Consider the following 12,545-nt stretch of genomic DNA (forward strand, 5'->3'; position numbering starts at 1 on the left):
CAGCCCAGACCGGCTATCCCGCGTGCTGGATTTTCGTCATCGCGGTAGGGAAACTCACGAACACCCCCTTTCCACCTCAACCGAATTTCCTCTGACATGACCCTAACGCAGTCATTCGAAAGTATTGATCCAGCATCAATTACCGGCGCTGTCTCTCTTGATCGAGAGCCCTTCAGACGTCAGTCGTCCCGTTCCATCTTCGGCATTTTGTGAGCAATGCCCTTATGGCAATCGATACAGGTCTCGCCTTCCGACAAATCCGTACCCAAAGCCACCGGTTCCATCTTTTCACGGGCACGTCGGCTCTGATGCTCGAAGTCCATTGCTTCCCAACTGTGACAATTCCGGCATTCGCGTGAATCATTGGCCTTCATTGTGTCCCAGACATGGGTGGCCAGTTCCAGGCGCTTCGCTTCGAATTTCTCCGGCGTGCTGATTGTGCCCCTTACCTTGTGCCAAAGCTCGTTGGTCGCACGGATCTTGCGGACCACCTTTGGCCCCCAGTCATGCGGCACGTGGCAATCAGAACAGATCGCGCGTACGCCAGAGGCATTCTGGTAATGCACGGTCGTCTTGTATTCTTCGTAGACCGTATCGCGCATCTCGTGACAAGAGATACAGAAGCCCATCGTGTTGGTCGCCTCCATCGCAGTGTTGAATCCACCCCAAAAGATGATCCCGATGACCATCCCGATCAGCAGAAGTACACCCTGGCCGATTATGACGCTGGGCTTGAAAAACCACCCCAATATTCGTTTGATCAACCGCATTGCTCGTCACCTCTCCTCGCGCCCATGAACTGAATCCGGGATCCCGTGCCAGGGACCCCGGCTCGCTGACTTGCGCTTGCCTGCTATTCCTTCGGCAGCGTGGTGAGATAAGCCATGACATCGGCCGACACCTGATGGTCGATCGCCCGCATCGCCGGCATTGCTTCGGCGGGTTGACCGTTGAGGATCTTGTGCATGACCTCCCACGGATTGCCCATCAGCGATCCCAATGGCGGCATGTCCTTGGGCTGCTTTCCGTCGTCCCCATGGCAATTGGCGCAAACCGTGTTGTACACCTGCTTTCCTTTTGCGGCATCGCCTTTGGGTGCTTTGGTGTCCGCATCCACGTACTTGGCCCAGTCCACCTGCCCGTAGACAACGAAGTTCGCGATATCCAGCAGATCGCGTTCATCCATCTTGTCGCCATAGCCGTGTGCATCGCCGGTCAGAACCGCAACCACTGCCGCCGGATCGCCGCCTGCCATAGCATCAATGCCCTTGATCCCGGTGGCGTGCTTTCCGCTGGAATATGCCCCGGCGACGCCCCGGCCATCCCAACCGTGGCATTCCTTGCAGCGCCAGTTGTTCTTGGGGTCATCCGCGTATTTCTCGTTGCTGGCCGGGTATAGCGGATGCGATGCCTCAGGCACGTCCGCCTTGATGACCTTGTACCATTTGTCATAGAGCTTTCCGCCCCGCGCGACCGATCCTTCATCGATATCCTGCGCGACAGACCCACCCGCCAGAATGCCGAAAACGGCGACCGCCGAGACGGGTAAACTGAAGTTTGCAAACCATTTCATCGAAGTTCCTCCCTTTTTGCGCCTTTCCTCCACATTAAAAGTATACTCGTCTGCGACATTTTGACTTTGATCCATGTCATTTTTCTGTGCAAAAAGGCACAGGAGGCACTGTTTTCGCCGGCATCTGTTCATTGATATATCATTACAACATCACCCCGGTCTTTCGATCACGCGAAACCCGTGTTGGCTTTCAGATTGAGTTTCAAAGGTTCGTGTCAGCTGACTTCGAACTCGCGATCGCAAGGAAAGTGATGCGCTCCCTTGCACCGCGTAAACTCCGCGCCAATCGGTCAGGGCTGCGGTACGATTTCGCTTGAAGCAGTGTCGTCTGGAACGGCCAAGCGCCTGTTATGATTGGAAAACCACCGCAGCGAATGGCGCATATGCTCACTGCCGCGGAGAGGAAATGGCGACACACTCAACAAGCTCAACACCGACACCCGAAGCATCGGGCAGCATTGTCCCGCAAAGCAGACATCCCGGTAACTCGTGGCTTTCGACCGGGCTTTGCCTTTGTATGCCCGGCAGGCGCTTTGTCCCACCGCGCGCACGCCTAGGCCGTCAGGCCTCCGTCCACCCGCATTTCGATACCGGTGACATAGGCCGACTCGTCCGAGGCAAAGAAAAGCGCCGCCCGCGCCACGTCCCAGGCGGTGCCCTGCCGCCCCATCGGCACCATCGCGGCGCGGCGCGCGGCCAGGGTCTCGGCGTCGGTTTCGCTGTCAACGAAGGCGGCCACATGCGGCGTGTCGATCACCCCCGGCAACAGCACGTTCGCACGCACCTGGAAGGGCGCGTTTTCACGCGCTACCGATTTGGCCAGCCGCACCAGCGCCATTTTCGACACCTCGTAGGACACATAGGAATAGGGCGCCGAATAAACCGCCGCCAAGGACGACACGAACACGATCGAGCCCGCGTTCTGTGCGCGCATCGCCGGCAGAACCGCGCGGGTCACCCGCATCGCGCCGGTCAGGTTGATATCGAACACCCTCGCCCAGGCCGCGTCATCGGTCTCAAGGATGCCGCCCGCCTGGCTGATCCCGACATTGTAATCCAGGATGTCGATCCCGCCCCACAACGCCGTCATGCGTTCCATCACCTGCGGACCGGCCTGCGCGTCTGTCACGTCGGCCATCAGGGTCTCTGCGGTGCCGCCCTCGCCGCGGATCAGCTCGGCGGTGGCCTCCGCGGCCTCTTGGCTGCGGTCGACGCAGAGCACCTTCGCACCCTCCCGCGCGAAAAGCACCGCCGTCGCCTTGCCGTTGCCCCAGCCCTCGCCCACCGATCCGGCGCCGATGATGGCGGCGCGTTTTCCCGCCAGCCGGCTCAATGGTTCAGCACCTTGTTGGGCAGCCACATCGCGATTTCGGGCTGCCAGATCAGGATGAACAGCACCGCCACTTGCAACAGCACGAAGGGCACGATGCCGCGATAGATGTCGCGCATCGACACCAGGTCGCCCGCCGCGCCCTTCATGTAGAACAGCGCAAACCCGAAGGGCGGCGTCAGGAAGGAGGTCTGCAGGTTCACCGCCACCAGGATCGTGAACCAGTAGACCAGGTCCGCCTTGGCGATGTGATCGCCCAGGTCCATAAGCCCCACGATGGGCGCGAAAATCGGCAGCAGGATCAGCGTGATCTCTATCCAGTCAAAGAAGAACCCCATGATGAAAACCATCAGCATCATGGTGAAAAGAAGCGCCCAGTCGCCCAGGTTCAGGCTCCGCGCCAGCTCGATGATGAAATCGTCGCCACCGATCTTGCGAAAGACGTAGGAGAACGCCGTGGCGGCGGCGAAGATGAAGAACAACAGCGCGATCGTGCGCAGGGACGAGTCGGTCGCCTCGCCCAGCACATCGAGGTTGATCCGCCCGCGCAGCGCGCCCAGCACGAGCGCCGCAAAGGCCCCCACCCCCGACGCCTCGGTCGGGCTCGCCACGCCGCCGATGATCGAGCCCAGAACCGCGATGATCAGGATGAGCGGGAACGACACCGACACGATCGCCTCGCGCCACAGCCCCTGCCTGTCCTCCGGCGCCAGCGCCGCGGCGGTGGGCGTCTCCTCGGGGCGCAGCACCGACCGGGCGATCAGGTAGACTAGGTAGACCCCGGCCAGGAACAGCCCCGGCAGAAAGGCTGCGACGAAAACCTTGGCCAGGTTCAGCGACAGCAGATCGGACATGAACACCAGCATCACCGACGGCGGGATGAGAATGCCCAGCGTCCCCGCGCTGGCCACCGTGCCCGTCGCGATCGGCGCGGCATAGCCCGCGCGCATCATCGTCGGCAGCGCCATCACCGTCAGCATCACCACCGAGGCGCCGATAATCCCCGTGGCCGCCGCCAGGATCGTGCCCATCAGCACCACCGCCAGCGCCAGCCCCCCCGGCACCCGCGCCAAGAGCTTCTGCAGCGTCAGCAGCAGGTCCTCGGCAATGCGGGTCTTCTCCATGACCACGCCCATGAAGATGAACATCGGTGCCGCCACCAGCACCGCGTTGTCGATCACCCCGCCATAGATCCGCGTCGGGATAAGCGAGAAATGCACCAGGCGCATTTCCCCCAGCCAAAGCGCGATGCCCGCGAAGATCAGCGTGATCGCCGACAGCACCACCGGCACCGGCAAGGCGGTGAAGAGCCCGGCAATCAGGCTCAGGAACATGATCGCGGGCAGGAATTCGATCAGCGTTTCCATAGGCCCCTCTCGATGAAGGGGTCACTTATCAGATCGGGCCGCTTCAGCCGCGCATAGATTCTCAGCGCCACGGCCAGGCACCCGGCGATGGTAATCAGCGCCGACACCGGCACCGCCGACTTGATGATCCAGCGCTGCGGCAGGCCCCGCCCGCCATTGGCGCCCTCGCCGCGCACGAAGGCGCGTTCGGCAAATTCATATCCATACCAGGCGATGAAGCCGAAGAACGGGATCACCAGCAGAAGGATCACGGCAAATTCCAGCCACAGGCGGAACCGGTCGCTCATCCGGTCGGCCAGCACATCGATGCGCACATGCGCGTTGCGGGTATAGGCATAGCCAAAAGCGAACACCGCCACGACGCCATGCAGGTGCCATTCCAGTTCCTGCAACACGAAGGACCCGGTCGCGAAAAACTTGCGTCCGATCACATCGTAGATGATGACAAAGACCAGGAGCACCATCACCACCGCGGCGATCCGCGCCGCCCAGTCGCAGATCCGGGTCAGCAGGTCTGCCAGTTTCAGCACTTTTTGCATATTGCGTCCCGTCTGCCCCGCGCCTTGGGTGACGGGCCCGGCGGATCACGCCGCCGGGCCCGGTCAGCTTCGGCTCACTTCAGATAGCCGATTTCCTTCCACTGGGCATAGCTGTCGCGGAACGCGGTGATGCTGTCCCAGGCGCGTTTGAAATCGGCGTCCGCGGCCGCCTTTTCGGCCACCACCTCGGTCCAGGCGCTTTCAAAGGCACCCAGCATTTCGTCCGACCACTGGTGCACGTTCACGCCATGCTCTTCCTGCAGCTCGCGCAGCGCTTCCAGCTGCACCGCCTCGCCCTCGGCCATGGTGCGTAGCACCTGCGCCTCACAGGCGGTCTCGATGATCGCGCGTTCCTGGTCGCTCAGGTCGTTCCAGGTATCCAGGTTGAAGATCACGCTCAGGAAGCTGGTCTGCTGGTGCCAGCCCGGCAGGTAATAGTGATCGGCGTGCTCATACATGCCCACCATGTTGTCGAGGAAGGGAAAGCCCAGCTCGGCACTGTCGATCGCCCCGGTATTGAGCGCCGACATCGTATCGGCCAGCCCCATCGACTGCGCTTCCACACCCAGCTTGCCCATCACGCTCGCCCCGAGGCCAAAGAAACGCATCTTCTTGCCCTTCAGGTCCTCGGGCGATTTGATCTCCTCGCGGAACCAGCCCGAGGCCTCGGGCACCAGTGTGCCGCAATGGATGGTCTTGATGTTGTATTTTTCCTCGGTGATCTCCGACCACAGCTCGTGACCGCCGCCATAATACCACCAGGCGGCATATTCCTTCACGTCCGGGCCAAAGGGAAAGGTGGTGAACAGCGGCGCCGAGGGGATCACCCCTTCGGCAAAGCCGATGGAGTACCACGAGCTTTCGACCGCGCCGGTCGAAACCGCATCCCAGACCTCGCCGGTGGCGACGATCTCGCCGGGGTTCTTGACGTCCAGTTTCACGCCCCCCGCGGTCAGTTGTTCGACCTTGGCCGAGATATCCCACGCGGGCTTGCCCAGCAGCGGCAGGGTTTGCGGGAAAATCGCCTGCATCTCGATATCCTTGGCGCTGGCCGTGCTGGCCATCAGCGCCGCGGCGCAGGCGGTAAGTACGAATTTGGTCTTCATCTGGTAACTCCTCCCAATGGTTTGCCCGCGCGTATCAGGCCACGCGGTCGCCTTTCTTGACCTGAACGGTCCTGTTATCGACAGCCGGCAGCATTTTCGCCGGGTCGCGTGTGACCATCACGTCGATGACGCTTGGCCGGTCTTTCTCGGCAAAGGCCGCCTTCAGGGCCGCCGCCAGGTCGCCGGGCTCCTCCACCCGGATGCCGTGACAGCCCATCGCCTCCGCCAGTTTGGCATAATTCGTGTCGGCCAGGTCGGAACTCTGGTAATTGCCTTCGCCATACATCAGGTGCTGCAGCGCCTTGACGTATCCGCTCGCGGCATTGTTCACCACGATCACCGTCAGGCCCAGCTTCATCCGCCGCGCGGTTTCCAGCTCGCCCAGCACCATATTGAAACCGCCATCGCCGGTCAGCCCCACGACAACTGCGTCGGGGTTGGCCAATTGCGCCCCCATCGCGCCCGGCAGGCCATAGCCGATCGAGGCAAAACCGCGATCCGGCACGAAGGTCCGCCGCGCCCTTTTGGAATTGAACAGCAAACCGCCCCAATGCGCGGCGAACCCGCCATCGGCGATCAGGTGTCCGTCCTCGGGCAGGTGGTTGTTCAGCTCGGTAATCAGCCGCGCCATGTTGACCGGGGTTTCGTCTGAATACAGCCGCTCGGCGGCGACCTCGTCGTGCCATGTCTGCATCTTCACCGGGATCTCGGCCAGGTAATCGGCCCGGCGCGCGCGCTGCGCCCCTGCCCTGTCGGCCAGCGTCGCGGTCAGATCGTTCAGCCCCTCGCGCGCATCGCCCCACAGTTTCACGGTGGGTTCATAGGTCCGGCCCATTTCCTCGGCCACGCTGTCCAGGTGGATAACGGTCTGGCCTTTCTGCGGAATGGTGAACCGCTTGGTCGCGATCTCGCCCAGCTTGCAACCCGCCACGATGATGCAGTCGCTGGCCGCGATCAGGTCGTTGGCGATCCGGTCATAGCGCCCGAACAGCCCCGCCGACAGCGGCGAGGTGCAGGCAATCGCGCCCTTGCCGCTCATTGTGTGGGCGACGGGAATGCCGTTTTCCTCGGCAAAGCGGGTCACGGCCTCGGTGGCCTGGCTGATATGGATGCCGCCGCCACACAGCAGGATCGGGCGGTCCGCCGCCGCGATCATGTCGGCGGCGCGGGCCAGCGATGCCGCGTCGGGCCGGCAGCGCAGCGCCGGCGCCGCCTCATGCGCCGGATCGACGTCGAAATCGCCCTCCTCGAACCCCCACAGCCCGTGCGCGATGTCCTCGGGCACATCGACGATCACCGGGCCGGGCCGGCCGCTTGTGGCCACGGCAAAGGCGCGGCGCATGATCTCGGGGATGCGGTGGATCGCCTCGACCCTCAGAAGCTCCTTGCAGGCCGGCCGCAGGATCGAGACCTGGTCGGTCTCCTGGGTCATGTTCTTGCCGGCATGGTCGCGCTGCGCATCGCCGACGATCGCCACAATGGGGCTGCCCGCGTTCAGCGCCTCGACCAGGCCGGTCACCAGGTTCGTCGCCCCCGGCCCCAGCGTCGCATCGACCAGGCCAACCCGGCCCGACACCTTGGCATAGGCATCCGCCGCGAACACCGCGCAGCGCTCATCGTTGATCAGATTGTGCCGCAGGCCCAACCGCCTTGCCGCATCGTAGAACGGCAAAAGCTGAAAGCCCCCCATGCCGAACATCGGCCCGGCGCCATGGGCCAGCAGCATCCGCACCAGCGCCTCGCCACCTGTCATTTCGTTGGATTGGGTCATGCCGGTTCGGTCTCCATTGTCTTTTTCGCGGCGGCGGCGATCATCTCCGCCGTCACCCGCATCTGGTCTTCAAGATTGGGCGCATACGCGATCAGTCCGCGCGGGCTGCCCAGCCGCACGGGCGGCGCCTTCAGCATCACGTTCTGCGCCACCGTGGCCACCACCTCGGCACCGAATCCCGCCACCGCCACCGATTCATGCGCCACGACAAGCCGCCCGGTCCTGCGCACGCTCTCTAGCACCGCCGCCTTGTCCCAGGGCCACAGACTCACCAGGTCGATCACCTCCGCCCCGATCCCCTCCTGCGCCAGCGCCTCGGCCGCCGCGACGCACAGGTTCGCCGTGTTCGACCACGACACCAGCGTCACATCCTCACCCTCCCGCCGGATATTGGCCTTGCCGAACGCGCCGGTGCGGGCGGTATCCACCTCGCCCTCCGTCAGCCAGATATCCTTGTGCTCCAGGTAAACCACCGGATCGTCGCAGGCGATGGCCGCTTTCATCATCGTGTAATTGTCCTGCGGCGTGGCCGGGCAGCAGACGACCAGCCCCGGGATATGCACATACCACGATTCAAGCGATTGCGAGTGCTGCGCCGCCGAAGACCGCCACATGCCCATCGGCTTGCGGATCACCATCGGCGCGCGGCTCTGCCCGCCGAACATGAACCGCGCCTTGGCGATCTGGTTCACCAGCTCATCGGTGGCGCACAGCGCGAAATCGGCGAACCGCATCTCGACGATCGGCCGGGTCCCCGCCATCGCCGCGCCAAAGGCCGCGCCCATGATCGCGGCCTCGGAAATCGGCGCGTCCGAAATCCGGTCGGGGCCGAACTCCTCGACCAGCCCGGTATATTGCTTGAACACCCCGCCCCGGCCCAGGTCTTCGCCCACGCACCACACGGTCGGATCCGCGCGCATCGCCTCGGCAATGGCCAGTTTCGCGGCATCGGCATAGCTCATCACGGCCATCAGAACGCCTCCTCGACGGGCGAGCCGATATCCTGCACATCGGCAAACACGCTGTCATCCGCGGGCCAGGGCGCGGCCCGCGCCGCATCCAGCGCCGCCGCCATCTCCTCGGCGGCCGCCTGGCGCAGCGCATCCATCTCGCCTTCGGTCACGCCCGCGCGTGTCAGATCGGTGCGCAGCCGCATGATCGGGCAGGCCGTCTCGCGCATGTGGTCGGCCTCGCCCTCCGGGCGATAGGTGGCCGGATCGAAATAGGTGTGTCCCGACAAGCGATAGGTCTTGGCATGCAGGAACTCGGGCTTGCCGGTCTCGCGGATGCGTGCGGTGATCTCGGCCGCCGTCGCCGCCAGCCCGGTCACGTCATTGCCGTCGGCCTGCGTCGTGCGCAGGCCCAGCGCCCGGGCGCGCTCGGCCACATCACCCGAAGTCATGTCGGATGTCAGCGTCGAGGCCGAATACTGGTTGTCTTCGCAGACGAACAGGATTGGCAGGTCAAACACACCGGCCCAGTTCACGCCCTCCAGGAACGGCCCGCGATTGGCTGCGCCATCGCCAAAGAAACACACGACGATCTGGTCGCCCCCCAACAGCTTGATGCCATGCGCCGCGCCCGCCGCGATGGTGATATTGGCCCCCACCACGCCATTGGCGCCCAGCATCCGCACCCCGAAATCGGCGATATGCATCGATCCGCCCTTGCCGCCACAACAGCCGCCCTCGCGCCCCAGCAGCTCTTTCATCATCGCCGTCGCGTCGGCGCCCTTGGCCAGCGTGTGACCATGGCCGCGATGGGTCGACAGAATGTAGTCGTCGCGCCGCAGCGGCTCGATCACCGCCGCCGCCACCGCCTCCTGCCCGATCGACAGGTGAATGGCGCCCAGCACCAGCCCCTCGTCCACCGCCGCGCGCCGTGCGGCCTCCTCAAAGGCCCGGATACGCTCCATCAGGTGCAGCCGGGCCAGGCCCTTTTCTTGGTCGAAATTCGACAGGGTCACAGCAGATTCTCCTGCTCAAGTTCGCTGAATTTGTCCGACAAAATCGCCACCTCGCTCTGCAGGAGCGGCAGCAATTCGCCCTCGATCCGCTCCGGGCTCATCCGGTCATTGATCGCCCCGATCCCGATCGCCGCCACCAGCCGGCCTGACGCGGTCAGGATCGGCAGCGCCATCGCGCTCATCCCCGGCACCACGATCGACGGGTTGAGCGCATAGCCGAGCCGGTCGAAATCCCCGGCCAGTTCCTCGGCCGTCTCCGGGGTGTAGTTGTACTCGGCCATCCAGGCCACGTTGGCGCGCGCCGCCGCCATCCGCTTGCGCTTTGGTGTCGCCGCATAAAGCGCCTGTCCCGTCGCCCCGACGCCCAGCGGCACCCGGTCGCCCGCATCCAGCGTCAGCGTCCGGATCGGAAACGCGCCCAGTTCGCGGCAGACGCAGATCGAAACCGCGCCCTCGGGCGCCGACAGAAAGATCGTGTCTTCCGACGCCTCGGCCAGCCGCCGCATGCTGCGCCGCGCCAGCGCCGCCAGGTCCGAGCGGTTGGCGACCCGCGCCAGCGCGGCCAGCGCGTGGCCCAGGTGATATTTGCGGCTATCGGGGTCCTGGTAGACATAGTTCACGTCCATCAGCGAGCTCAGCACGCGATGCGTTGTCGTCTTGGTGAACTCCGTGCGGGCCATAATCTCGGTGAAACTCGCGCCCAGCGGCATCCGTGCCAGAGCGGCCAGAACGCTTTGCGCGCGCGCAATCGATCCGACTGGCGTTTCCGCGTTCACGTCCCGTCTCCTCCCCAGGCAGTTCCATTTATCGGAACAATTGTTTTGATTGTTGGAATCAATTGCGGTGCAGAGTCAAACGAATTATCGCTTGAGCCATGCAGGATGATGTTCGCCTTTTCGACTCGATCACCGATGCGAAACCGGATGCGGCCGGCTGCATCGCGGTTTCCGGATCGCATGGCGGCCTCTACGCGGCGGCGGTGGCCTCGCGCGCGGGGCTGCGGGCCGTCATCCTCAACGATGCCGGCCGCGGTCTGAACGATGCCGGCATCGCCGGGGTCCGGGCGCTGGCCGATGTCGGCATGGCCGCCTGCGCGGTCGATTGCATGAGCGCCGAAATCGGATCGGCCAGCGATGCTGCCGCCCATGGCATCATCTCCTATGCCAATCCCGTCGCCGCCGATCTCGGGATCACGCCCGGGCAAACGGCCCGCGCCGCGCTGGACCTGCTGGCACATGCCCCTACCCCGCGCGACAGGCTTGCCGAAGTGCCCGAGGCGCGATGGGACGAAGACATCGACGGCACGCCGGTTCTCTGCGTCGACTCGGCCTCGCTGATCACGCCGGATGATGCCGGGCGGATCATTGTCACCGGCTCGCATGGCGGGCTGATCGGCGGCAACCCCGCGCGCGCCTGCAAGGCCCAGGCCCTCTATGTCAGCTTTTCAGATGCCGGGCGCGGCAAGAACGATATCGGCCTCACCCGCCTGCCCGCGCTCGACGCGCGCGGCATCGCTGCCGCGACGCTCGACTGCATGAGCTGCGAAATCGGCAATGCCGCCTCCGCCTTGGCCAATGGCATCGTCTCGGCGGCGAACAGGACCGCCCGGGATCTCGGCCTGCGGGTGGGCATGGCCCACGCGGATGCGCTGCGCGCGATCATCGCCGCGACGCGCGGATGACGGCGGCCCTCGCCGGTGAAGGGCCACCGTTCGCCGGGTTCATCAAATTTCCCTTAACAATTGCCGCGCTGCGGCGGTGCACGCATGTCAGCCGGATGTCAGCCGGGGATCACCCCCCGCGTTTCGCCGCGTCGCAGCGGCGTTAACCCCACCGCACGGTGCGCGCGGCTTACGCCTTGCCCTTGAACACCGCCTGCCAGACCGGCCCCATCACCCGCGTCGCCAGCGGGATCAGCAGCACCCCGATCGCCAACCCGATCACGAGGTCCATCACGGCCGTCAACGTCCATTTCAGCGCGCCCAGGTAAGGCCCGGTGACGCCCGCCAGCACGGCCTCGACCGTGTGCTTGACGAACTCATAAGGCCCGTGCACGCCCATTTCATGCAGCGCATGCAGGATGATCGAGCCTCCGACCCACAGCATCGCAGCAGTGCCTACCACCATCAAAAGATTGAGGAATTTCGGCATACCCCGCACGATCATCCCGCCCAGGGCACGGGTCACGCCCAGCCGTCCACGCTGACTCATGAAGAGGCCCACGTCGTCGGCTTTCACGATCAGCGCCACGCTGCCATAAACCGCGACGGTGATGCCCACGGCGACCAGCGCCAGCGTCGCCGCCTCCATCCAGAAGCCGCTTTCCGGAATCGCCGAAAGCGCGATGGTCATGATCTCGGCGGACAGGATGAAATCGGTCTTGATCGCCCCCGCCACTTTCTCCTGCTCCAGATGCGCCGGATCCCCCACGTCATGCTCCGCCGCGTCCCAATGCTCCTCATGCGGAAACAGCTTGTGCCAGACCTTCTCCGCCCCTTCGAAACACAGATACGCCCCCCCTAGCATCAGCAGCGGCGGGATGAGCCACGGCGCAAAATTCGACAGCAACAGCCCTAAAGGCAGCAAAATCAAAAGCTTGTTGCGGATCGAGCCCATCGAGATCCGCCACACGATCGGCAGTTCGCGACTCGCATCAAAGCCCTGCATGTAGGACGGCGTCACCGCCGCATCGTCAATCACTGCGCCCGCCGCCTTTGCCCCGGCCTTGGCCGCCTGCCCGGCCACATCATCGACCGACGCCGCCGCCACCTTGGCAATCGCACCGACGTCATCCAGCAATGCCAACAAACCGCTCATACCAGCCCCCGATTGTTCTTCGTTCGCGCAACATAGCGCAGCATATCCGGTTTGAGTAGGCCGGGCTTCAGCCCGGC

12 protein-coding genes are annotated in these 12,545 nt (G+C 64.2%); 1 reads left to right on the forward strand and 11 read right to left on the reverse strand.

The genetic code is table 11. The annotated features are described in order from the left end of the window. Positions 1 to 179: 179 nt before the first annotated feature. The 10 genes from E0501_RS13425 to E0501_RS13470 form a co-directional block, all read right to left on the reverse strand. On the reverse strand, positions 180 to 770 hold the full coding sequence (locus E0501_RS13425; RefSeq protein WP_137701906.1) for a NapC/NirT family cytochrome c: 591 nt from the start codon (positions 768 to 770) through the stop codon (positions 180 to 182). An 83-nt stretch (positions 771 to 853) separates the two neighbouring features. After that, the gene (locus E0501_RS13430) at positions 854 to 1,648 is read right to left on the reverse strand and encodes a c-type cytochrome (RefSeq protein WP_161594618.1); all 795 of its coding nucleotides are present in this window, start codon (positions 1,646 to 1,648) and stop codon (positions 854 to 856) included. A gap of 478 nt (positions 1,649 to 2,126) precedes the next feature. Next, on the reverse strand, positions 2,127 to 2,906 hold the full coding sequence (locus E0501_RS13435; RefSeq protein ID WP_137701908.1) for an SDR family NAD(P)-dependent oxidoreductase: 780 nt from the start codon (positions 2,904 to 2,906) through the stop codon (positions 2,127 to 2,129). Next, a complete protein-coding gene (locus tag E0501_RS13440; protein WP_137701909.1) occupies positions 2,903 to 4,270 on the reverse strand; it encodes a TRAP transporter large permease in 1,368 nt (455 codons plus the stop codon). The genes E0501_RS13435 and E0501_RS13440 overlap by 4 nt, the downstream gene beginning before the upstream one ends. Continuing rightward, a complete protein-coding gene (locus E0501_RS13445; protein ID WP_137701910.1) occupies positions 4,258 to 4,809 on the reverse strand; it encodes a TRAP transporter small permease subunit in 552 nt (183 codons plus the stop codon). The genes E0501_RS13440 and E0501_RS13445 overlap by 13 nt, the downstream gene beginning before the upstream one ends. A gap of 74 nt (positions 4,810 to 4,883) precedes the next feature. Further along, positions 4,884 to 5,915 carry a TRAP transporter substrate-binding protein gene (locus E0501_RS13450; RefSeq protein ID WP_235857855.1) on the reverse strand — a complete coding sequence of 344 codons (1,032 nt, stop codon included), beginning with the start codon at positions 5,913 to 5,915 and terminating at the stop codon, positions 4,884 to 4,886. 34 nt (positions 5,916 to 5,949) lie between these two features. Further along, the gene (locus E0501_RS13455; RefSeq protein ID WP_137701911.1) at positions 5,950 to 7,686 is read right to left on the reverse strand and encodes a thiamine pyrophosphate-binding protein; all 1,737 of its coding nucleotides are present in this window, start codon (positions 7,684 to 7,686) and stop codon (positions 5,950 to 5,952) included. Beyond that, entirely contained in the window at positions 7,683 to 8,657 is a 975-nt protein-coding gene (locus tag E0501_RS13460; RefSeq protein ID WP_137701912.1) for an alpha-ketoacid dehydrogenase subunit beta, read from the reverse strand. Before E0501_RS13460 ends, E0501_RS13455 begins: the two co-directional genes overlap by 4 nt. Then, the gene (locus tag E0501_RS13465; protein ID WP_235857856.1) at positions 8,657 to 9,652 is read right to left on the reverse strand and encodes a thiamine pyrophosphate-dependent dehydrogenase E1 component subunit alpha; all 996 of its coding nucleotides are present in this window, start codon (positions 9,650 to 9,652) and stop codon (positions 8,657 to 8,659) included. The genes E0501_RS13460 and E0501_RS13465 overlap by 1 nt, the downstream gene beginning before the upstream one ends. Further along, complete coding sequence (locus tag E0501_RS13470) at positions 9,649 to 10,428, reverse strand: IclR family transcriptional regulator (RefSeq protein WP_137701913.1); 780 nt, start codon at positions 10,426 to 10,428, stop codon at positions 9,649 to 9,651. Before E0501_RS13470 ends, E0501_RS13465 begins: the two co-directional genes overlap by 4 nt. Before the next feature lie 98 nt (positions 10,429 to 10,526). On the opposite strand from E0501_RS13470, the gene E0501_RS13475 reads away from it, so the two are divergent. After that, on the forward strand, positions 10,527 to 11,333 hold the full coding sequence (locus E0501_RS13475; protein WP_137701914.1) for a hypothetical protein: 807 nt from the start codon (positions 10,527 to 10,529) through the stop codon (positions 11,331 to 11,333). Positions 11,334 to 11,502: 169 nt separating this feature from the next. Here E0501_RS13475 and E0501_RS13480 read toward each other — a convergent pair whose 3' ends face one another. After that, positions 11,503 to 12,468, reverse strand: a complete 966-nt coding sequence (locus E0501_RS13480; RefSeq protein WP_137701915.1) for a DUF808 domain-containing protein — start codon at positions 12,466 to 12,468, stop codon at positions 11,503 to 11,505. Between the last annotated feature and the right edge of the window lie 77 nt (positions 12,469 to 12,545).

The organism is Marimonas lutisalis (assembly GCF_005434965.1).
GTDB lineage: Bacteria > Pseudomonadota > Alphaproteobacteria > Rhodobacterales > Rhodobacteraceae > Marimonas_A > Marimonas_A lutisalis.

What these genes read in the sequence shown, in the direction of transcription:
- E0501_RS13425 (WP_137701906.1), bottom strand. Translation starts at nt 770, where the DNA reads ATGCGGTTGATCAAACGAATATTGGGGTGGTTTTTCAAGCCCAGCGTC.
- E0501_RS13430 (WP_161594618.1), bottom strand. Translation starts at nt 1,648, where the DNA reads ATGGATCAAAGTCAAAATGTCGCAGACGAGTATACTTTTAATGTGGAG.
- E0501_RS13440 (WP_137701909.1), bottom strand. Translation starts at nt 4,270, where the DNA reads ATGGAAACGCTGATCGAATTCCTGCCCGCGATCATGTTCCTGAGCCTG.
- E0501_RS13445 (WP_137701910.1), bottom strand. Translation starts at nt 4,809, where the DNA reads ATGCAAAAAGTGCTGAAACTGGCAGACCTGCTGACCCGGATCTGCGAC.
- E0501_RS13450 (WP_235857855.1), bottom strand. Translation starts at nt 5,915, where the DNA reads ATGAAGACCAAATTCGTACTTACCGCCTGCGCCGCGGCGCTGATGGCC.
- E0501_RS13455 (WP_137701911.1), bottom strand. Translation starts at nt 7,686, where the DNA reads ATGACCCAATCCAACGAAATGACAGGTGGCGAGGCGCTGGTGCGGATG.
- E0501_RS13460 (WP_137701912.1), bottom strand. Translation starts at nt 8,657, where the DNA reads ATGGCCGTGATGAGCTATGCCGATGCCGCGAAACTGGCCATTGCCGAG.
- E0501_RS13475 (WP_137701914.1), top strand. Translation starts at nt 10,527, where the DNA reads ATGCAGGATGATGTTCGCCTTTTCGACTCGATCACCGATGCGAAACCG.
- E0501_RS13480 (WP_137701915.1), bottom strand. Translation starts at nt 12,468, where the DNA reads ATGAGCGGTTTGTTGGCATTGCTGGATGACGTCGGTGCGATTGCCAAG.